Below are 22,789 nucleotides of genomic sequence, written 5' to 3'. Positions count from 1 at the left end.
ATATGAATAAGATGGTGAAACCCAACAAAATTAAAATTACAATTCTTGGGTTATGGAATGGATTGAGATGCTGTTTTACGGGATGTTTCGCGTCAACCGTTGGGCTATAGAATACAGGTAAGAACTGTCATTCCAAACATTCCTGATATAAATTCAGATACTGGTTGGCTGCAATTTCCCACGAAAATTTTTCTGCTTGGGCAATTGTTTCTTTAACGCGATTATTTTGAGCGAAATCATTCATTCCTTTTTTAAACACTTCCTGCATGTGTTCAGGTTCAAAATTATCAAAGTAATAAGCCACGTCGCCGCCAACCTCTGGGAGTGAGGTGAATTTGGAGAGGAAAACAGGTTTTCCAAAGTGCATGGCTTCTATTACAGGAAGACCAAAACCTTCAGCAACAGAAGGGAATAAAAAAGCATCGCAATTTTTGTAGTACCAGGCTTTATCCTCATCACTAATTGGCCCGGTAATGTGTACCTTATCCAGACAATTATGTTTTTCTGCTTCCGCTAAAATTCGCTGCTTATGAGGTGTTTCCCTTCCAGAAATTACCAGTTCAAAATCGTTATCTTTTAATAATGCAGGTAATAAGTGAAAACCTTTTTGCACCGAAAGTAAACCAATGGTAAATAGAAATTTCTTTCTAGGCTTAAAAGCTGGCTGATGATTTTCATCTGAAACTGATTTATCGGCCCCGTTATAAATTACACTGATTTTATTTGCTGATTCAGGGAAATAGTGTTTCACATCATTTGCAACAAACTGCGAAATACATACAATTTTATCGCACTGCGCTATTAACTTGCCTAATTTTTTTAGATATACCTGGATTCTGTGTGGCTTGCTAAACTTTAAATGAACCTTATTCATGTCATGAATGGTCATTATTTTTTTTGCGTTTACTTTGCTAGGTCGTAATCGGCAGGTCTGATCAGAGAGATGAACAACTTCGAAATCATTTTTTTTCTTAAAAAATAACCGATCTAATCTCGAAAGATAAATGATATCAACCAAGCCGTTAAAAAGATATTTTGTCTGTTTGAAAAGATAAAATTTTAATTCAAACTTTCCTTTGTTTTCTTGGATTAATGCGTCGCCTAATCCTTTTCCAAATGAAAAATAGCCGCAATTGGCATCTTTCATCGAATCAAAAGTTACTAAGACCTTAGGCTTTTCCATTAATTAAATCGTGTATTTATAAGAAAAAAATTATGCAAATATAGACAGATTTAAAATTGTAGACTACTTTACAATTTTATAATTCCGGTATTCGAACAAACGCATTCCTGTTAAATCTTCAATCTTTTGCAAAACCCTCCTACGGAAATTCATTTTTGGAGTTTCCTTGGTTAAATCTTTTTCAAATTTCCAGTTTGCAGCAGCAATTCTTTCCTGCATTACCTTTGGATGGCTACCCTTAAAATGAACTAAACGGTCGGCATTGTGCATATCATAAGTTTCCTGCACGGGATAATTCTCTTCAATCCATTCTTCTGTTTGATAAAACTGATTAAAGTTCCGCACCTTACCTTGTAATCCTTTTGGAGGTTTAACCCAGCCATAATGATAAATGTAAGCATCAATTAGCTTAACCTTAAGCTTTCTGTCGTTAATTCTGAAGCCTTGCGCATCGCGATAAGATTTTACCCCTGGTAAATTTTTTATAATCCGAACCTCTCTTCTATACCAGCGTCTGGATTCAGCCAGATAGTCGTAAGAAGCATAAAAATGTTTGTATTTTAAAAGTAAGGCCTCTACATTGCTGTTGTTAAGCGCTAGCTCCATTTCTTTTTTGATCAGGGGTAGATAATCTTCATGTATGGCTTCGTCCCCTTGAATATAGATCATCCAGTCGGTATCTTTCCCTATTTCTGCTAAGGCCTTATTGGTTTCATCAGCAAAAACACGGCCGCCTTCCCTTATGCTGTCATCCCAAACGGTATCGATGGTCCTGATTTTAGGATCGATGCTTTTAACCATTTCAGAAGTCTCATCAGATGAGTTGCCCAGCGCAACTATAAAATCATCACATAAAGGTAATACTGAAAGTATGGCTTCTTTTGCTGGATAATCGTTTACAATGGCATTTCTTAAAAAGGTAAAACCGGTAACTTTCATTATGGGGATGCTTTGTAGCTGATAATTTTTGTTTATTTGTACAAAGATAGTTTTATTGATGAATACGCATCTATCCATTTTAAGCGAAGTAAAAGCCGGGAATTACAAGGTTTTGGCAAGAACATTAACCCTTGTCGAAAACAACATTACACCGGCCGATTCGATTTTAAGAGATTTAGATAGTCGGGTTAATGTGCCGGTTTTAGGCATTACCGGCCCTCCAGGTGCCGGTAAAAGTACCTTGGTAAATGCAATAGCTGGTCATTTTGTTACGAAAGGAATGCGCATCGCGATATTGGCGATAGATCCTACCTCTCCATTTAATTTTGGTTCTTTGCTGGGCGACCGTATCCGCATGGCCGGTCAGTTTAACAATCCAAATGTTTTTATCCGTTCGTTGGCTACCCGGGGCGCTCTGGGCGGTATTTCGGCGAAAACCATCGAGATGGTTGATGTTTTAAAAGCCGCTAATTTTGATCTGATTATTGTAGAAACTGTTGGTGTTGGGCAATCGGAAGTAGAAATTGCCGGATTAGCAGATAAAACCATCGTGGTGCTGGTTCCAGAATCGGGCGATGAGGTGCAGAATATCAAATCAGGTTTGATGGAGATTGCCGATTGCTTTGTGATAAACAAGGCTGATAGAGAAGGTGCAGCTATTTTTGCCAATAATTTAAAGAAAATTGTTCATCAGGGCACGAAGACTATCCCAATATTAAAAACAGTGGCCGATAAAAATACAGGTATTGATGAATTATGCGCTTGGATAATCAAGCCGCTTACTGCTGATCATAACCGAAGGGCTTTTCTGTTTGCAGAGAAAGCCTGGAGACTCATTCAGTATGAAAAAATGAAGATTGTTGATAAAAAAAGGCTGCTAGAAAAAGTCCAGGCAGCCTTAAAGCAAGACGACTTTAATATTTATCGTTTTGCAGATGAATTTATCAATAACGGTTAACCGTTTAGTTTTTTAAAATTGCTAACTGAGTACTGCAAACCGGAAATTGTAAACTGGCTAACTGTTCATAATGTCCTCAATTTCTTCAGCTTCTAGTGGAATATCGGCCATTAAATCAATATTTCCCTTTGCAGTAATGAGAATGTTATTTTCCAAACGGATGCCTAAGCCTTCTTCTGGAATATAGATTCCTGGTTCAACAGTTAAAATATTGCCTGCTGCAAATGGCGTATATCTTCCGGCAAAGTCATGTACATCAATACCTAAATGGTGTGAAGTGCCATGCATAAAGTATTTTTTATAAGCTGGCCACGCTGCCGTTTGATTCTTCACGTCTGTTGTAGAAATAAGTCCAAGGCTTACCAGCTGCTCAGTCATAATTTCGCCAACCTGTTCGTGGTAGGTATTCCATATCGTTCCTTCGCCTATTAATTTAATCGACTCCTTCATTACGTGCAGTACTGCGTTGTATACCTGCTTTTGTCTTTGGGTGAACCGACCGTTAACGGGGATGGAACGACTCATATCTGCATTGTAATTGGCATATTCGGCACCAAAATCAAAAAGTATTACGTCGCCATCTTTACATTCCTGATTATTATCATTGTAGTGCAGGATGTTTGCATTGTGGCCTGAAGCAATAATAGGAGTGTAGGCATGGCCTGTTCCGCCTTGACGGATAAATTCGTGGATAATTTCTGCTTCAATTTCATATTCTTTAACACCAGGCTTGGTGAATTTTAACACCCTGATAAAAGCATCGCGTGTTATTGCTGAAGCCTTTTTAGTTAGCTCAACTTCAATATCAGATTTAACTGCACGTAAATTTCGCATAATTGGTGCCGAACGTTCATAATGATGCAATGGATATTTGGCCCGCATTTTCTCAATAAAACGGATATCACGATAAGGAACTTCATGGGCATACCTATCGTTTTCATTTGTATTTAAATAAATATATTCGGCATAGTTAACAATGCTATGCAATATGTTATCAAAATCTTCTATCCAATATACCGCTTGAATACCCGATGCCGCTTTAGCCTGCTCTTTAGTGTATTTGTATCCTTCCCAAACTTTAATGTAATCGTTAGTCTGTCTTAAAAACAGGACTTCTCTGTACAAAGGATTAGGACAATCAGGATATAATAGCAATATTGTTTGTTCTTGATCAATTCCAGATAAATAAAATAAATCAGGGTTTTGCTTAAAAATAAAGTTCTGATCACCGCTTCTAGGAAATTCATCGCTTGAGTTGAATATAGCTAATGAATTGTTTTTTAGGTTGTTAGAGAATTTTTTTCTGTTTAAAATAAATAATGACTGATCAATAGTAGGATATTTCATGAAAATGGTATTTTTATATGGGCAATGGCCAAATGTAATAAAATGATTAATTACTGTGAAGTTTGGAACGGAGTTTGTATAAAAGTTTGAAAATTTAAAATTTTGTTTAATTTTGGCATTACTAAAAAATTAATCAATTAAATTGTTTAACCCTTAAAAAAGAAAAAAGATTATGAATTATTCTACTTTAAAGAAAAGTGTTGCGCTTTCTTTAGTGGCATTAACAGGAGTTGCTTCTCTTGCTGTCGCTCAAGATGCACCTGCAACAACTTCTGGCGTCAAGGTATTTGGCGGTAGAGGTCAGTACAGAACTTGGTCTATCGGTGTACATGGTGGTGTTTTAATGCCAGTTGTTGCTATCGGTGGTTCAAATGACTTCAACAAATGGGATGCTAACTTAGGTTACGGTTTAAACATCCGTAAACAATTAGGTCACTCATTCGGTTTAGAATTAAACGGAACACGTGGTAAACTTTCAGGTACTAACGAAGGTATCTCTAACCCAGCTACAAAAGATTTCGAAACTGAATTACAATATGCTGTAGATTTACGTGGTGTTGTAAATGTTGGTTCTATCGATTTCTTACGTCGTGAGAACTCAGTAGGTTTCTTCTTAACTGCTGGTGCTGGTTATATGGCTTATGCTCCAAAAGTTACTTTAGGTAATGGTAGTGTTATTGACTGGAAAGGTAAAGCTACTGGTCCTGCTGATGACAAACATGATGCTAAAGATTACGTAAAAGGTTTCTACATTCCAGTTGGTGCTGGTGTTAAATTCAAAGTTTCTGAGCGTGTTAACTTTAACTTAGGTTACACAATGAACTTTGTTGATGCTGATAACTTAGATGGAGTTTATGCAAAAGGTCAAACTAAAGATAAATTCTCTTACGGTTATGCTGGTTTAGAATTCTCTTTAGGTTCTTCTGCTAAACCAAGTTTAGAATGGACTAACCCATTAGCTACTATGTACGATGAGTTAAAAGATCCAACTTTGCGTCAAGAAGTTGAAGCATTGAAAAACCGTGTTTCTGCTGTTGAAAAATCAGTTGAAGATTTGAAAAAAGATACTGACGGTGACGGTGTTGCTGATCAATTCGATAAATGCCCAGGAACTCCTGCTGGTACTGCTGTTGATGGTTCAGGTTGTCCTCTTCCAAAACCAGCTCCAGTTGATTCAATTCCTTCAAATGTAACTGGTTTCGAAAAAATCGGTTTCGATTTCAACTCTTCAGTTTTAAAAACTGAGTCTTACCCTACTTTAGATAAATTATCTTCAGTGTTACGTGAAAACGGTGGTAAAGTAACTGTAAACGGTTACGCTTCAAGCGAAGGTACTGCTGCATATAACTTGAAATTATCTAAAGACAGAGCTAACTCTGTTAAAACTTACTTAGTAAACTCTGGCGTTAACGCTAGTCAAGTTGCTACTAAAGGTAATGGCGAAGCTAATCCAATTGCTTCTAACGATACTGAAGAAGGTCGTATCCAAAACCGTCGTGTTGAAACTGCTAGAAACTAGTATTTCAATATAAGATTTAAAAAAGTCCTGATGAAAGTCAGGACTTTTTTTATGCCTTTTAATTTTCTGTGTTACGCTTTTTAGCTAAGTTTGTGTTATGTACTTCTTTAGAAAAAAGGACCCAAACAGGCCAAATAATATCAATCTGAAAATTATGCATTTTATAAATGCATTGGCCATCTTAATTTTTCTTGCAGGTATCATCTACAAGCTAATCCAATGGCTTGCTAAATAACCCCAAAATTGTATGAAACAAATTATTAAAACAACCAATGCTCCAGCTCCAATTGGACCATATAGCCAAGCTGTACAAGCCGGCAACTTTTTATTCGTATCAGGCCAGGTAGCCATTAATCCCGAAAATGGAGAATTAAATATTGGTAATATTGAAGAAGAGACACACCAGGTAATGCGTAACCTTAAAGCAGTTTTGCTTGAAGCAGGTTTAACTTTCGATAACGTAGTAAAGTCTACTATCTTCTTAAGCGATATGGGCACCTTCGCTCAGGTAAACGAAGTTTATGGGCAGTATTTTACTGCTGATTTCCCTGCGCGCGAAACGGTTCAGGTTTCGGTATTGCCTAAAAATGTCAATGTAGAAATTTCTGTAGTTGCCATTGTAGGCTAATTTTGGCAGATAGTAAAAACAAATATTTTATTGCTGGCATTGTTCCTTACATTATCTGGGGAACAATGTCTATACCTTTGCGTAACATAAAAGGTTTTCCGCCACACGAAATTTTATACTACAGGATATTTATTTCCATTATCGTTGTTTGGGCAACTATTTTTTTGTTCAGAAGAGAAGCGCTGAAGAATGATTTCAATTTCCTAAAATCATTAAGCGCCCCTAAGAAAACAAGGCTATTGTTGCTTACCGTAGTGTCGTCATTTCTGATCACGGGAAACTGGTTCACCTATATTTATGCCGTAAATAGCGTAAGTTTAAAAGCAGCCGCCTTTGCCTATATGGTGTGCCCACTGTTAACTGCACTCTGTGGATTTATCATTTTAAAAGAGCAGTTAACAAAGGCTAAAATCATTGCCCTGATGATTGCGTTTATAAGCATCATTTTATTGGCAACAGGCTCTTTAAATGAAGTAATGTGGGCCATTATCATCGCATCTTTTTATGCCTTATATGTTATTGTGCTAAAAGTAATTAAAGATGTAGATAAGTTTAATTTTTTGGGCGTTCAGTTAATTTTATCAGGATTAATAATGCTTCCGTTGTATTTTCTTAATGCTGCGCCTTTTCCTACCGAAACATTCTTTTGGTCGCATATATTGTTGATTGCCATTGTATTTACCATTATTCCGCTCTTTTTAAATTCGTATGCACTGTTGGGCATGCCTTCATCGGCCCTGGGTATTTTGATCTATCTCAACCCCATAGTTGCATTTACCGTTGCATTTCTCTATTTTAAAGAGAAAATAGATCTGCATCAATTTTTTGCCTATTTGCTTTTGCTGCTATCGATCGTTATTTTTAATGCGCAGTTGCTAAAGAGTGTTGTTTACAAGAAACAGTAAAATATTTTGTTTAATTCGGTATTAGATACACCTGTTGAGTTTTTAAAAGGCGTTGGGCCAAGCCGTGCCGATGTTTTGAAAAAGGATCTCGGCCTGTTCACTTATCAGGAGATGCTTGCGCACTATCCTTTCAGGTATATCGACCGTACAAAATATTTCAAGATTAACCAGATCAATCCTGATTCGCAATATATCCAGATTATTGGGCGTGTGATCAGCAAAAAAGTAATTGGCGATAAAAGAGCTAAACGTATTGTTGCTGTTTTTAAAGATGAAACCGGAATTATGGAATTGGTTTGGTTCCAGAGCCTAAAATGGGTTGATGATAATATCACTGTTGGCACCGCTTACGTGGCTTTTGGTAAACCAACCGTCTTTAACGGTACATTCAGCATCTCGCATCCAGAAATGGAGCTGTACCAGCGCAAACAGGTGGGGCGAGGGAATTTAACCTTACAGCCGGTTTATAACTCAACAGAGAAGCTTAAAAAGTTTAATCTTGATTCAAAAGGATTACAGCGTTTAATCGCCGGCTTATTGGATCAGATCATCCCTCAGGTTCCCGAAAATTTACCACAATACATCATTGATAAGTATCAGCTACCAGATAAAAGATTGGCGCTGCTGAATATTCATTTTCCTAAAAATGTAAAGGATTTAAGTGCAGCACAAAGACGCCTTAAATTTGAAGAATTATTCTTCATCCAATTACAGCTTTTGCACAATAAACATTTACGCCAGTTAAAATTTAAAGGTGTAACTTTTGAAAAGGTTGGTGAAAAAGTGAACCGCTTTTATAATGAGTTTTTACCTTTCGAATTAACCAATGCGCAAAAGCGTGTGGTTAAAGAAATTAGGATAGATACACAACGGGGTGTGCAAATGAACCGGCTTGTACAGGGCGACGTAGGAAGCGGCAAAACTGCGGTTGCACTGATGAGTATGCTTTTGGCAAATGACAACGGCTATCAGGCTTGTATGATGGCTCCAACGGAAATTTTGGCCCGCCAGCACTATGCCTCTATTACAGAACTTGTAACCAACGATCTGGTGCGTGTTGCTATCCTTACAGGAAATACCAAAAAGAAGGAGCGTACCGTTTTGCATGAGCAATTGGAGAATGGAGAAATCGATATTCTGATCGGGACACATGCCCTGATTGAAGATAAGGTTCAATTTAAGAATTTAGGGCTGGTTGTAATTGATGAACAGCATCGTTTTGGTGTAGAGCAGCGCGCTAAGCTTTGGCGGAAAAATATTATACCCCCACACATCCTAGTGATGACCGCTACGCCAATTCCGCGTACTTTGGCCATGACCCTATATGGCGATCTTGATGTTTCGGTTATTGACGAATTACCTGCAGGCAGAAAACCAATAGAAACCAAACACCTTTTTGAAGGCCAACGCCTCAGGATGTTTGGTTTTATGAAGCAGGAAATTGCCAAAGGCAGGCAGGTTTATATTGTTTATCCTTTAATTAAAGAAAGCGAAAAATTAGATCTTTTGCATCTCGAAGCTGGAATTGAGCAGTTAAGCTATCAGTTTCCTAGACCTGATTATCAAATGAGTATTGTACACGGGCAAATGCCCAATGCCGATAAACAGTTCGAAATGCAGCAGTTTATCGATGGTAAAAGCCAAATTATGGTGGCCACTACCGTAATAGAGGTGGGCGTAAACGTACCTAACGCTTCGGTAATGGTAATTGAAAATGCAGAACGGTTTGGGCTTTCACAACTGCACCAGTTGCGTGGTAGGGTAGGCCGCGGTGCAGAACAGTCTTTTTGTATATTAATGAGCGGGAATAAACTGAGTAAAGAAGGTAAGATTCGTTTGGAAACAATGGTAAGAACCAACAACGGCTTCGAAATATCAGAAATAGATTTACAGTTGCGCGGCCCTGGCGATATTACAGGAACTCAGCAAAGCGGCGTTTTAGATCTGAAGCTTGCCGACCTGGCCAAAGATCAGATTATTTTGTCTGAAGCACGTAACACCGTAATCGCACTTTTTGAAGACGATCCGCAGCTGGCAAAGCCCGAAAATGCAATCTTAAAAGCTTACCTGCAAAAATTAGAAAGGGGCATTTCTTTCGACAAAATAAGCTAATCTTGTATTAAGTTTAAACTCTTCTAATTATTATAATTTTCTTCTCTTCCTATTTTGCAATAATATTTAGTGCTGTATTATTAGTGCTACTTTGCGTAGTTTGAAATTATTTTTTTACTAATCAGCCCCTTATAAATATTATTTTACCCCCTTTTTTTTACCTCCTAATATTCCTATCTTGCGTGTAACCAAATGTGAACTGTAGCGTCGGCAAGTCCAAAATTAGGTACATCGTACCTGGTAATTTTTAATCCCAAAAATGAATTTTGAACTAATTAAAGCCGATTTGATATGGTTAACAATGATTTATTGGCGTAATTAGAAGGGAACCTTAATTTTTTTGATGTTAAGTGATGTAAGCGATTATGTCGATAAGTCATGTATAATTGATTTGTGTAATGACAGTTCGATATTACTTATGAGTATTAAATTATAATACAATTATTATCTAACCAAAATAAATTGAAAACTATGAAAAAAAATCTATGGAAGACTTTTGCCAGAAGTAGCATGTTTCTTGTTTGCGGTGGTTGTCTCGTTTTTTCGCCGTTTACCAGCATGTCTGCTAAAGCATCATTGCACGAAAAAGAACCCTTTGATTTTTACAGACCTCCGCTTGAGGATATTATTGTGAAGGGACAGGTTACCGATGCTAAAGGTCCGATTCCTGGAGTAAGTGTTAAATTAAAAGGAGGTGCTGCAACTACCGTAACAGATGCTTCCGGAAAATTTAGCATAAAAGTACCCGAAGATGCTACTTTAGTATTTACCTATGTAGGTTATGTAGATCAAGAGATTCAGGTAAAAAACCAAAGCAATATTAATGTCCGTTTATTAGAAAACAACCAAAACTTATCTGAGGTAGTGGTAGTGGGTTACGGAACCCAAAAGAAAGCAGTTGTATCTGGTGCTGTAGCCTCGGTTAAAGGTACAGAATTAGCCAAATCCTCTTCAGTAAACTTAACCAATTCATTGGCTGGTCGTTTACCTGGCGTTACGGCACTGCAAGGAAGCGGGGAGCCTGGATACGACGGCTCGACGATCCGGATTCGCGGTATAAATTCGCTGGGTAATAATAATGCCTTAATTGTAATCGATGGAATACCTAACCGGGCAGGTGGGATCGAAAGATTAAATCCGAACGATATAGAAAGTGTATCGGTGCTAAAAGATGCATCTGCAGCTATTTATGGCTCGCAGGCTGCAAATGGAGTAATCCTCATCACTACTAAATTAGGAAAATCTGGGAAACCACAATTTTCTTACGATTTTAGTTATGGCCTACAACAGCCTACACGCATACCTAAAATGGCCAATTCTACTCAATATGCTGAGATTTTAAATGAACTGAATATTTTCGGCTCCGATCTTAATCCAAATGAATGGTCGGCAGCATGGAATAGTTTTAAAACAACAGGTACTTATTTGTCTACCGGCGGTAAAACGATTAATGCTGCTTACAAACCAGATGAAATCCGGAAATTTGGCGACGGCTCAGATCCTTTAAGGTATCCCAATACTGATTGGTTTAAAACTGTTTTTCAAAATTGGTCGCCTCAACAAAGACATAATGTTCAGATTAATGGTGGCAGTGAAAATGTGAAATATCTGGTCTCACTCGGCTATCTTGATCAAGATGCATACTATAAGAATTCTGCTACTGGCTATCAGCAATACGATATGCGTTTTAACCTGGAAGCAAAAGTAAGTAAATATATTACCACGACATTGGGCGTAACTGCGAGAGAGGAAAACCGCAATTTTCCGACGGTTAGTGCGGGCGATATATTTAGATTTTTAATGAGAGGACGCCCTAATGAAATAGCCATATGGCCTAACGGTTTGCCAGGTAGGGATATTGAATATGGTTATAATCCAGTGGTTTCTACTACTGATTTGACAGGGTACAATAAAGATATCAGAGATTACTTTCAAACAACAGGTAAAGTTGAAATTAAAATCCCAGGTGTAGAAGGATTAAAAGTAACCGGAACAGCAGCCATAGACAAATATTCTGGAAGGCAAAAAAACTGGCAATTACCATGGACACTTTACGACTGGGACAAGAAGACTTTTCAAGCGGATGGGGTAACCCCTGTATTAACAGGTACAATAAGATCTCAATATACCGATCCAAGACTTAGAGAAACAGCTGGTGGTCAATTGGCTGTAAATTTAACGGGTATGATCAATTATGATAAAAAAATCGGTGATCATACCATAGGATTAATGGCTGGTGTTACCCGCGAGAAAATAAAGAATGATGGTTTTACTGCATTCAGAAGATATTTCCTGTCATCGGCAATTGAGCAATTATTGGCAGGTGATGAGAAAGAGCAGTCGTTAGGTAATAATCCCGGCGACCCGAACAATTTATTCAACCGTGCACGATTAAGTTATTTCGGGCGTGCTGGCTATAATTACAAAGAAAAATACCTGGCCGAATTTCTTTGGCGTGTAGATGGTTCTTATATTTTTCCGACAGCCAAGCGTTTTGGTTTCTTCCCTGGCGTATCAGTAGGATGGCGCTTGTCTGAAGAACCCTTTTTTAAAGACAATGTTAGGTTCGTTGATAATCTAAAATTGAGAGCTTCTTGGGGACAAATGGGGGCTGAGGCCTACTTCGGAGATGCCTTGCAAGAGTACCAGTATCTCAGTTTGATGAACTTTGGTAGTTATGTTTTTAATGATTTGATTACAAAATCATTGACCGAAGGCAAGGTGCCTAATTTAGATTTCGGATGGGAAGTTGCTAACAATACGAACATTGGTTTGGATGCATCCTTTTTGAAAAACAAACTCTCTCTTGAGTTCGATTATTTCTACAATAAACGTACAAATATCCTGATCAGCAGAGGCAGTTCAGTTCCAGAAAGTTCAGGGATTACAGACCGTTTACCGCCTGTTAACTTGGGTAAAGTAAATAACAAAGGTTTCGAATTTAAATTAAGTTATAACGACCACGTAGGTGATTGGAATTATGGCGTGAGTGTAAATGGTGGTTATGCTAAAAATAAAATCATATTTTGGGATGAGACACCGGGTGCCCCAGAGTGGCAACGTTCTACCGATAGGGTAACTAGCTCGTGGTTGGTATACGATTATGATGGTGTTTTTAAAGATCAGGCAGAAGTTAGTGCCAATACGCTTAATTATAGTGCACTTACCGGCAATCTTCGCCCTGGCGACATGAAATTTAAAGACATTAACGGTGATGGTAAAATCAATGCAGATGATAAAATACGTTTAGACAAAAACGGAACACCAACCTTCACCGGAGGGCTAAACTTGAATTTGCAATATAAAGGATTCGACCTTTCTGTACTTATCCAGGGAGCCACAGGTGGGATGCAAATTGTAGGGATAACTGAATCTGGAGATATCGGCAATTTCTTGGAGTGGTCGTATCAAAATCGTTGGAGTATCGAGAATCCGAGTTCAGTAAACCCACGTTTATCAAACAGGGGCGCTACCTATTATACCGATAGTAATAATGCCTTAAATAATACTTATTGGTTGCGCAGCAACAATTACATCAGGCTAAAAAATGTTGAGTTGGGCTATACGTTGCCAACCACATGGGTTGAAAAAATTGGACTAAATAGTGTACGGGTTTATGCAAATGGCCTCAACCTGGCAACGCTTGATAAAATCAAGATATGGGATCCTGAATCTACCAACACAAGTGGTCAATACTATCCTCAGGCCAGGGTAATCAACATGGGAATTAAGGCCGCTTTTTAAAAATGTATAACAGTTTATCAATTACATTGAAACCATCATACTTTTCAAGATCACGTAGTGAATATTTAAATCATGAAAGCTTCATCGTAGTTGAAAATAAATTTAAAAGGATGAAAAATATGAAAGCAACAAACAAAAATATAAATCTATATATATTGGTTTTTATAACTTTTCTTGCAGCTTCTTGTAAGAAAGATTTTATGGATGTAAACCCGCCCGATAAAATATCTTCGGAACTGGTTTGGAAAGACCCTGCACTTGCGCAGGCTTTTGTAAACGATATCTATAACGGATTGGGAAATGGTGGTTTTTCAGAAGAGATGTTAGCATCAGTTTCTGACGAAGCCTTGTTTACGCACCCTACCCGTGGTATCGATCTGGTTAATAGTGCTACCATCAACCCATCTACATTGGGGTGGGTTAATGATACCTGGGCTTATAAACAAATGTATAACCGCATCCGGGCCTGCAACATTACCATCGAGAAAATTACTAGTGGAGATAATGCACTAACCAGCCAAACGTTAAAAGATCAGCTGGTGGGTGAAGCATATTTTTTACGTGCTTATTTTTATCAGCAGTTATTACGCTTTTATGGAGCAGTACCTATTATAACCAAAACATATGCTTTAACTGATGATTTTAAAATAAAACGCAACACTTACGAAGAATGTGTGAATTTTATTATTAAAGACTGCGATGAAGCCAATAAGCTGTTAACAGGTAAAACACTCGATAAAGGCCGTACTACAGCGCTTGCTGCGCTGGCATTAAAATCTAGAGTGCTGATTTATGCCGCAAGCGACTTGCATGATAGAGCGAAACTTAATGCAAAAATTACAGGAATAGCTGCGCAAAAATTAGATTTCTTAAGCTATGCGAGTGGTAATCAGGCAGACCGTTATAAATTAGCCCAAACTGCTGCCAAAGCCGTTATGGATTTAGGTACTGGTTATAAATTAAATCTTTCAGCTCCTGCTGCGCTAACAGATGGCCGGTTAAATTATAAAAGTATAGCTATGGGTGGAGCAAGCAAGGCACCAAATATAGATGCGTCAGCTGCATCTGAACTTATTTTTGCCCGTTATTTTATCATTCAAAGCAATATCAAACATGCACAGCAAAATGGCCCGAACGGTTACCATAACTGGGCTGGAAATACGCCAATTGGGTTATTGGTTGATGATTATGAAATGATGGATGGGACAAAGTTTAGTTGGAACGATCCAGTACAGAAAGCAAATCCTTATGTAAATAGAGATCCAAGGTTTTACGCTACAGTTTTATATGATGGTGCAGGTTGGAAACCCCGCGATAAAGCATCCGGTAATGTCGATCCTGCCAGTCAAATCCAAACTGGAGTATACGATTTAATGGATAACAATACGAGAATTGACTTTAGAGGTTTAGATACACGTGCAAGTTCTATCGAAAACTGGAACGGTAGCTGGACAGGTTATTACTACCATAAATTTATTGATCCAGATCCAACTATTGTAGATGCCTCGATGTCGCAAAATGTGCCTTGGCCTTTCTTTAGATATACCGAAGCGGTATTTAATTATATCGAGGCGAGTATTGAGCTCGGCGAATTGAGTAATGCTACAAACTGGTTAAATAAAATTCGTTTCAGGGCGGGTATGCCTGCGGTTACAGCAACAGATCAGGCTGGCCTTAGAGAGGTTTACCGCCATGAGCGCCGTATAGAAATGGCCTATGAAGAACAACGTTATCACGATACGCGCAGGTGGTTAATTGCTGGCGAAACACTGGGCAGAAAGGTTACTTATATCAAAGTTACCGGTAAATTTAAACCAGGTAAAACGATGTCTGCCCCTTACCATTACGACCCTACTGTATATGATTATACTTATAGTCCAGTTGTAGAAAATGCACAGGAAAACAGAAGTTGGGACAATAAACTTTATTTCAGGCCATTTAGTCGCGATGAAGTAAACAAAAATAATTTACTGGAACAAAACCCCGGTTACTAAGCTAACCAATCTAGATACCCGATGGATAATATTATTCATCGGGTTTTTTATGCAATAATATCTGGAGCTGGCCGATCGGATATTTTTACTTTTTAATAGAAAAAACAGGTAAGCTTAAGCCTTTGGCCATTCCCTTATTTAATTTTCAAAGCGTAGTTTTGCAAATAAATTTTTTTCTGTGGCAGATTCAGACCTCAATTCGGTTATTACAAAACCAGATCCTTACGCCGCATTGCGCTTTAGGGAGTTCCGCTCTTATTTAGGCATGCGTTTTTTCTTCACCTTTGCCTATCAAATGCAGGCAGTAGTGCTTGGGATTTATATTTATCACGTAACAAAAGATCCATTGGCCTTAGGGTTTGTAGGCCTGTGTGAGGCTATTCCTGCTATAGGGATTGCATTATACGGAGGTTATGTTGCAGATAAGAGCGAAAAAAGGGGCTTATTGCTCAAAGTATTTGGAGGCGTATTTCTTTGTACCCTCATTATGCTGCTGGTAACATTACCGCAGTTTAACCTTGGGCAGTTCGATATTATTTTTACCCTGTTTAATTTTAAGGTGAATCTAATTGCCTTAATTATGTATGTACTCGTATTTGGGATGGGGATATCAAGAGGGTTTTTCGGTCCGGCTACATTCTCTTTAATGGCTCAGATTTTACCAAAAAACCTTTATCCAAATGCGAGCACCTGGAGCAGTTCGAGCTGGCAGATGGCTTCTATTTTAGGGCCGGCAATAGGAGGAATAACTTATGGTTTCTTCGGTATTACCATCACTTATATCGTAATTATTTCTTTTGTATTTATAGCCCTTATCTGTATTTTCTTTTTAAAAGTACACCCTCCGCAGTTTGTGCCCAAAGAAAATATTAAAGAGAGTTTGCTTAAAGGAATAAATTTTGTGTTTAAAACCAAAATGATGGTTTGGGCAATGAGTTTGGATCTGTTTTCGGTGTTTTTTGGTGGTGCGGTAGCCATATTGCCTGTGTTTGCAAATGATATACTAAAAGTTGGACCCGAGGGTTTAGGCTTTATGCGGGCCGCTGTTTCTGCAGGGTCTGTTTTTACCATGCTTGCTATGACGCGTTTTTCGCCGATGAACAAACCATGGCGAAATTTATTGATCGCCGTAACCGGTTTTGGCTTAAGCATCATCTGCTGGAGTTTATCTAAAAATTTCTACTTAACGCTCTTCTTTCTCTTTTTAGAAGGCTCTTTTGATAGCGTAAGTGTAATCATCAGATCAACCATTATGCAATTGTTAACGCCCGACGAAATGCGCGGACGTGTATCAGCAGTAAACAGCATGTTCATTGGGTCGTCGAACGAAATCGGAGCTTTCGAATCAGGCCTTACCGCAAAGTTAATGCGTACTATCCCATCGGTAGTTTTTGGTGGAACGATGACATTGGCAATTGCTGGAATTACATGGTTAAAAACGAAATCTTTAACGAAACTGAGTTTGCAGGATATTAATGAACAAACCAGCAAGGCTGTTTAGTTACTAAAAGAGTTGTCAACTTTAATAGCCAGTTTGCCAGAAAGTTGACATTCTGGAATTTAATAATAAATTAACTATTTATTGTGCCTTTGCGTCTTGGTGGTGAAACAAAAAAATGGTCTGTGAGGGCACGGACCATGGCGATAAGGAAAATATTTTATTGCAAATAATTTGGGCATGCCCCTAATCCCGATGAATCGGGAAAGGGCCGGGCTATCCGTTGCAATCTTTTTTGAAGAAAAATCAAAAAAGGATTTCCACTGCTATCTCTCATGCAAAACCCATAGCGGTAAAAAATGTCAGTTATGGGTTTGCCCAGGCCACCTAAACCCGATGGCACGGATGCCGATAGAGGGGATTTGTTATTTTTTTATCAATAGCTATCGGCAGGAGGAACAGCGGGACGGAACCAAACCGAAGAAAACTGGAATTGCTTTCCAAAAAAATAGACTTATTCTACCAACAGTATTTGTTTTTGAATAAGAAATGGTCTGTGAGGGCACGGACCATAGCGATACTATACTGTGTGATTAGCTAATGAGCCATCGGCCACGAAACATTAAAACTTCTTGTTCTTACCCCAGATTAGATAAATAATGGAACCTAAAAAGGGGGCAAGCAGGATAATGATAAACCAAAGTACTTTTACCGAGAAACTGATGTGGTTGTTTCTCGATATATGGTACAATGCCGCTAATATTAATGCCAGCCAAAGTATGGCTGCTATAATAATGATAATTGCAATCTGGTTGCTTTCTATTTGAGCTAGTAACATAATTAAAAAAATTGTTCCTAAGCTTCAACAACTCTTTCTCCAATTTGTTGGCGCCACATGGCTTGATACAAACCATTTTGTGCAATTAGTTCTTCATGCCGTCCTTGCTCAATAATATGGCCTTTCTCTAAAACATAAATTTTATCAGCATGTTTTATGGTCGATAAACGATGCGCAATCAAAATGGTAATGTGATCAGTTAAATTTGAAACTGAACGGATTGTTTTGGTAATCTCTTCTTCTGTAATCGAATCCAGCGAAGAAGTGGCCTCATCAAAAACCAAAATATCTGGTTGGCGGAGCAGTGCTCTTGCAATTGATAAACGTTGTTTTTCTCCTCCCGAGACTTTAACACCACCCTCGCCAATTAAAGAATCCAAACCTTTGTCGGCACGGGCCAGTAAAGTTTGACAGGCTGCCTGGTTTAAAACCTTATAACATTCTTCATCTGTAGCATTAGGGTTAACAAACAACAGGTTTTCTCTTATTGTACCCGAGAACAATTGCGTGTCTTGCGTTACGAAACCGATTTTCTCGCGTAAGGCATCAAGATCGATATCGTTACTTGGAATACCATTGTATAAAATCTCACCATCTTTTGCCGGATATAAACCCACCAATAGTTTCACGAGTGTGCTTTTTCCAGAACCTGATGGGCCTACAAATGCAATGGTTTGCCCGTGATGGGTTTTAAATGAAATATTATCTAAAGCATTTCTATTGGCTGTTAGGTGTTTGAAGCCAACGTTGTTAAAGGTTAGATCCTTAATTTTTGCTATAGAAGTTGGATTCTCTGGTTTTTTATCAATTGGTGTACTTAGAATCTTTTTAAAGTTACCTAACGAAACTTCAGCCTCACGCCAGGTTAAAATCACATTGCCCAGTTCTTGTAGCGGTCCGAAAAGGAAGAACGAGTAAAAAAGGAATGAGAAGTACTGTCCGGCAGAAATCGTATTGTCGAAAATAAGGAGCAGTAAAACCAATACCATTGTACTGCGGACCAGGTTAACGGTTGTGCCCTGAACAAAACTCATACTGCGCACATATTTCACTTTTTTAAGTTCTAAACCCAAAATTTTGTAAGTGGTTTTATTCAGCCGGTCAATTTCCTGATCGGCCAAACCTAAACTCTTAACCAGTTCGATGTTTCTTAACGATTCAGTGGTAGAACCTGCTAAAGCTGTGGTTTCGCCAACGATAGAGCGTTGGATGGTTTTAATTTTGCGACTTAAAAACCAGCTCACGAAACTGATGATCGGAATAGCTGAAAAATAAACCAGGGTAACTTTGTAGCTTACCGAAACCGAATACACGATAACGAAAATCATTCCGATTAAACTTACAAAAAGGATGCTGATAAAGGCGGTGATAAACTTCTCCGAATCCAAACGTACTTTTTGTAAAATACCCAATGTTTCGCCACTGCGTTGATCTTCGAAAACCTGATAAGGCAGTTTTAGAGAATGTTGCAAACCATCAGCATACATTTTTGCGCCAACTTTTTGAACAATCACACTGGTGAAATAATCCTGAAAGTTTTTAGCGATACGCGAAACCATGGCTGCACCAATAGCCAGCCCGATTAAACCCAGCGAACCCCAAAGGTATTGGTTATAGGTTAACGAATCTTTTTTATTGATAAAGCGGTCTAAAATCCGACCGGTGATGTATGGATCTAAAAGTGAAAAACCAATATTTATGCCTGCTAGCAATAACGCTAAGGCCACAATCCATTTGTGGTTTTTCAGGTAGTTAAGTAATAATCCCATTAAGTTTTGTTGTTTGTTAATGCAAACATAAAAAAAGGGAACGGATAAAAATCCATTCCCTTTTTTTATGACTTTAAGCTAAGAAACTTAGCTAAATGTTTGTTAAAAACCGTAACGTAAACCAATTTGAGCCTGCCAAGGGTTTCCGGTTGGTGTTACAATACCAGTATTGTTTACGCGGTAATTGTAATTAGAAGTTGCGGCGTCAAAGCCTGTTACAGCATATAATGCCTGCGTACCTAAAGTTTCCGTTGTACCCCATGTTTTCTTAAACAAATTGGCTACGTTAAACAAATCGCCAGAAATTTCTACCTTCTGGTTTTTACGAGGGCCAAATTTAAACTCATAAGCCAGTCTTAAATCGAATGTGCCATAGAAGCCATTTATACCACCATTGCGCTCAGCAAAGGTACCTTCGTACTTAGTGATATAATCTTTCAAACTCTGGCTTGCAGCGCCATTATCCAATAAGGCTTGTAAAGCAGTTCTAAGTGCAGCTGGTACATTGGTATTTGATCTGTTGAAGATGTAGGCTAAATCATTTGTTGCCACGAAATCGCCATTGGTATTTCCACCAGATAGTAAACTATATCTGGTACCGCCAATGCCCGAATAACGAATCCCAGCTTTAATACCGTAGAATGATGGTAATGTTCCGTAAACTACAACTTTGTTTCTAAATTGACCATTTGAGTAAGTCATTCTGCTTAAATCGCGTGGATCATCAACAACAGGTAAAGATAATGTTGCTGAGTTAGCTACGTTACCATTGTACGATGTGTTATCTTTTGTATCATTCCAGGTAAAACTAGCCGAAATTTCTCCATCTTTAAAGTATCTCCAGGTACCATCTACAACTACTGCAAATTGATTTACCTTGCCCTTGCTGTTCATCTCTAATACTCTACCAAACTGATTAGTTAAACGACCTCTTTTCCAATCTGTAGTTCCATTACCTGTAATGATACTGTTTGCAGGCACATAAACTCCTCTGTCTCCTTCGTTCGATAATCTGAAGAAAGGATCGGCAACCATATTTCTATCTACATACATATAGTTATTACGTGCTAAAGTTGCATAACCGGTAATACCTATACGTATTCTATCATTTATTAATTTGTTATAAGATAAGTTTGCTTTATACACTACTGGTATTTTCGCATCGTCAGCATAAGTATTAATGGTAGGGATTTGTAGTGACGGTAGCGTTGGTGCTGAAGCAGTTCCGTTTCTGTAGCCAATAAAGTTAGGAGTAGGTACACCTGTACCTGTAACATCAACCGTTGCAAAATGTTTACCATCAAATGTTAAGTTGTTAATGGTTACATAATTGTTCACATCTGATCCAAAAATTCCGGCGCCTAAGCGAACGTAATCAGTATGTTTTTCATTCACATCCCAATTAAACTGGATGCGAGGCTGAATTAAAAACTGCTTTAATTTATGATCTGTTCTTACACCTATGGCATCAAATAATTGCTGATTTAATGGTGAGGTTGGGTACTTGCTATAATCTAAACGTAAACCACCTGTAAAATCTAAACCTTTACCCAATTTAGTTTGCATTTGGCCATATACTGCTGTATTCCATAATTTGCCGACAACAGTTGGATCAGCAACTAAAGGAACTTCTCTGTAATAACTGATTGGTGTTAAATTATCGAAGTTTTGTAAAGCGGTTGGATCGGTTGCTCCTGTGCCTGATCTGTTAAAAGTAAAACGACCATTTACTTCACTACCATACAATGATTTTGCATGGGTGTACATGATATCTACACCAAAAGTATATTTAATTTTATCTGTGTTATAATAGAAATTATCTACCAATTGCAACACGTTATTGGTAAAACCTTCTTGTCCGAAACGGTGACCGCCAATTTGAATAGCTGTTAATAAACTGCCAGTTGGGGTAGTAGATTGTAAATTAGAAACAACCGCTCTTGGTATAGCAAAACCTAATTCATCATTTTGCGTACTAGCCTGGTAGGTGTACAAATGCTGCAATTTTAATTCATTGGTAACTTTGCTGCTGATTGTTGAACGTAAGGTAGCCAATAAGCTATTATCCACGTTTTTATCATTTCCATAACTTTCGTAAAAGTTGATGGCCGTATTGTCAGCTAATCCTAACGGATTTCTGTCGTTGGTATAGTTATCTCTAACGGTTAATAAATTTTTATCATCAATCTGCCAATCTAAACGAAGGAAACCTGCATCGGTGCCTCTCTTTTTTGGGAAAGAACCAAATTGTGGAGTATTAGCTACACCATATTTTGATCTTGCAACAGCTAAAAAATTATTTAGTGTGCTGTTTGTGATGTTGAAACGGGCTACATCCGCATCCGAGTTAATATCGGCAATAATTAATGGGCGAGAATCTCTTTGATGATCCCAGGCTGCAAAATAATGTAATTTATCTTTTATGATCGGGCCACCTAAGCTAAAACCATACTGATAAGTTGAAAAATCATTAGTTCTTCTATTTCCTCTGATGTCATATTTACTTGCAAGGAAATCAGCACGGTTATAAGCAAAAGCACTACCTGTAATTTGATTTGTACCAGATTTAGTTACAGCACTGATTGTACCACCACCTGAACGACCTAAACTTACATCGTACTGATTGGTTACTACTTTAAACTCACGGACACTTTCAATTGAGATAGAATATGGCGCACCACTACGGCTGGTTGTACTACCTGCTGAAGTTGGGTTTTTCGCTGTCATACCATCAATGGTGAAGTTGGTTGACGAGCCTAACTGGCCAGAAATTCCACCGGGACCTGATAGCGGAGATAAGTCTGTTAAACTTGAAAAGTTACGGCCATTTACTGGTAACAAGTTCATCGTCTTCGATGAAATTTCTGTTGAAGCACCAAATTGCTGCACTTTATTTCTTAAAGCTGATCCATTAACTGTGATACCATCAAGTGTTTTCGCATCTTCCTGCATGTTAACCGCTACGATTACAGCATCGCCCTGGTTAAGCATATAACCTGTTCTGTTTTGCTCTGCAAAGCCAATGTATGTTGCTTTAATGGTGTAGGGGCCACCTAAAGGAAGCTCTTTAAATGTGTATTCTCCCTGAGCGTTTGTTGATGTTCTGGTGGTAAAACCAGTAGAGTTGTTTTTGATTTGAACAGAAACACCTGGGATGGGCTTCTTTTGATTATCCGTTACAATTCCGGAGATTGATGCTTGGGTAGTCTGTGCTATAACCGAATTACTGGAATAACATAAAAACAGCATCACTGCAATAAGTAAATTTTTCATCATCATTTGTTTTTTTAACGGTTATGAAGCTTGCCTGAGCCTGTTTTTTTGCTGCTCAGGCAGATTTCATTATGATTTGTTCTGATTTTTTATGATGACAAAGATGTTAATGTGCTGTTAACTGAATCCTGATTTAATATTA

The 22,789-nt window shown here is 38.2% G+C and carries 15 protein-coding genes; 9 read left to right on the top strand and 6 right to left on the bottom strand.

Features of this window, described 5'->3' with window-relative positions:
* Positions 1-127: 127 nt before the first annotated feature.
* Together LQ201_RS11435 and LQ201_RS11430 are read right to left on the bottom strand one after the other, a co-directional pair.
* Complete coding sequence (locus LQ201_RS11435; protein WP_230142459.1) at positions 128-1,183, bottom strand: glycosyltransferase family 1 protein; 1,056 nt, start codon at positions 1,181-1,183, stop codon at positions 128-130.
* 63 nt (positions 1,184-1,246) lie between these two features.
* Positions 1,247-2,122, bottom strand: a complete 876-nt coding sequence (locus LQ201_RS11430) for a glycosyltransferase family 2 protein (RefSeq protein WP_230142458.1) — start codon at positions 2,120-2,122, stop codon at positions 1,247-1,249.
* Between the two features lie 58 nt (positions 2,123-2,180).
* Here LQ201_RS11430 and meaB point away from each other — a divergent pair, with 58 nt between their 5' ends.
* Complete coding sequence (meaB, locus tag LQ201_RS11425) at positions 2,181-3,080, top strand: methylmalonyl Co-A mutase-associated GTPase MeaB (protein WP_230142456.1); 900 nt, start codon at positions 2,181-2,183, stop codon at positions 3,078-3,080.
* Positions 3,081-3,137: 57 nt separating this feature from the next.
* Here the strand turns inward: meaB and LQ201_RS11420 are convergent, their stop codons facing one another.
* Positions 3,138-4,427 carry an aminopeptidase P family protein gene (locus tag LQ201_RS11420; protein ID WP_230142453.1) on the bottom strand — a complete coding sequence of 430 codons (1,290 nt, stop codon included), beginning with the start codon at positions 4,425-4,427 and terminating at the stop codon, positions 3,138-3,140.
* A 172-nt stretch (positions 4,428-4,599) separates the two neighbouring features.
* Here LQ201_RS11420 and LQ201_RS11415 point away from each other — a divergent pair, with 172 nt between their 5' ends.
* The 8 genes from LQ201_RS11415 to LQ201_RS11385 all read left to right on the top strand — a co-directional run bounded on the left by LQ201_RS11415 (position 4,600) and on the right by LQ201_RS11385 (position 16,830).
* On the top strand, positions 4,600-5,946 hold the full coding sequence (locus LQ201_RS11415; RefSeq protein ID WP_230142452.1) for an OmpA family protein: 1,347 nt from the start codon (positions 4,600-4,602) through the stop codon (positions 5,944-5,946).
* A gap of 97 nt (positions 5,947-6,043) precedes the next feature.
* Positions 6,044-6,181 carry a DUF6728 family protein gene (locus tag LQ201_RS25730; RefSeq protein WP_317130071.1) on the top strand — a complete coding sequence of 46 codons (138 nt, stop codon included), beginning with the start codon at positions 6,044-6,046 and terminating at the stop codon, positions 6,179-6,181.
* Between the two features lie 12 nt (positions 6,182-6,193).
* The gene (locus LQ201_RS11410; protein ID WP_230142450.1) at positions 6,194-6,574 is read left to right on the top strand and encodes a RidA family protein; all 381 of its coding nucleotides are present in this window, start codon (positions 6,194-6,196) and stop codon (positions 6,572-6,574) included.
* Between the two features lie 2 nt (positions 6,575-6,576).
* Complete coding sequence (locus LQ201_RS11405) at positions 6,577-7,479, top strand: EamA family transporter (protein ID WP_230142448.1); 903 nt, start codon at positions 6,577-6,579, stop codon at positions 7,477-7,479.
* A gap of 6 nt (positions 7,480-7,485) precedes the next feature.
* A complete protein-coding gene (gene recG, locus LQ201_RS11400) occupies positions 7,486-9,591 on the top strand; it encodes an ATP-dependent DNA helicase RecG (protein ID WP_230142446.1) in 2,106 nt (701 codons plus the stop codon).
* Positions 9,592-10,062: 471 nt separating this feature from the next.
* Positions 10,063-13,335, top strand: coding sequence for a TonB-dependent receptor (locus LQ201_RS11395; protein ID WP_230142444.1), 3,273 nt, complete (start codon positions 10,063-10,065; stop codon positions 13,333-13,335).
* A 119-nt stretch (positions 13,336-13,454) separates the two neighbouring features.
* Positions 13,455-15,329 carry a RagB/SusD family nutrient uptake outer membrane protein gene (locus LQ201_RS11390; protein ID WP_230142442.1) on the top strand — a complete coding sequence of 625 codons (1,875 nt, stop codon included), beginning with the start codon at positions 13,455-13,457 and terminating at the stop codon, positions 15,327-15,329.
* A 178-nt stretch (positions 15,330-15,507) separates the two neighbouring features.
* The gene (locus tag LQ201_RS11385) at positions 15,508-16,830 is read left to right on the top strand and encodes an MFS transporter (protein WP_230142440.1); all 1,323 of its coding nucleotides are present in this window, start codon (positions 15,508-15,510) and stop codon (positions 16,828-16,830) included.
* Positions 16,831-17,389: 559 nt separating this feature from the next.
* Here LQ201_RS11385 and LQ201_RS11380 read toward each other — a convergent pair.
* The 3 genes from LQ201_RS11380 to LQ201_RS11370 form a co-directional block, all read right to left on the bottom strand.
* Positions 17,390-17,605, bottom strand: a complete 216-nt coding sequence (locus LQ201_RS11380; RefSeq protein ID WP_230142438.1) for a PLD nuclease N-terminal domain-containing protein — start codon at positions 17,603-17,605, stop codon at positions 17,390-17,392.
* A gap of 17 nt (positions 17,606-17,622) precedes the next feature.
* Positions 17,623-19,374 (bottom strand): ABC transporter ATP-binding protein, encoded by a 1,752-nt coding sequence (locus tag LQ201_RS11375; protein ID WP_215129585.1) that lies wholly within the window; start codon positions 19,372-19,374, stop codon positions 17,623-17,625.
* Positions 19,375-19,476: 102 nt separating this feature from the next.
* A complete protein-coding gene (locus LQ201_RS11370) occupies positions 19,477-22,647 on the bottom strand; it encodes a TonB-dependent receptor (protein ID WP_230142436.1) in 3,171 nt (1,056 codons plus the stop codon).
* Positions 22,648-22,789 lie beyond the last annotated feature (142 nt).

Source organism: Pedobacter sp. Bi126 (genome assembly GCF_918698245.1).
Classification (GTDB): Bacteria; Bacteroidota; Bacteroidia; order Sphingobacteriales; family Sphingobacteriaceae; genus Pedobacter.
Note: the sequence above shows the minus strand (reverse complement) of the source record. Positions and strands in the feature narration are given on the sequence as shown.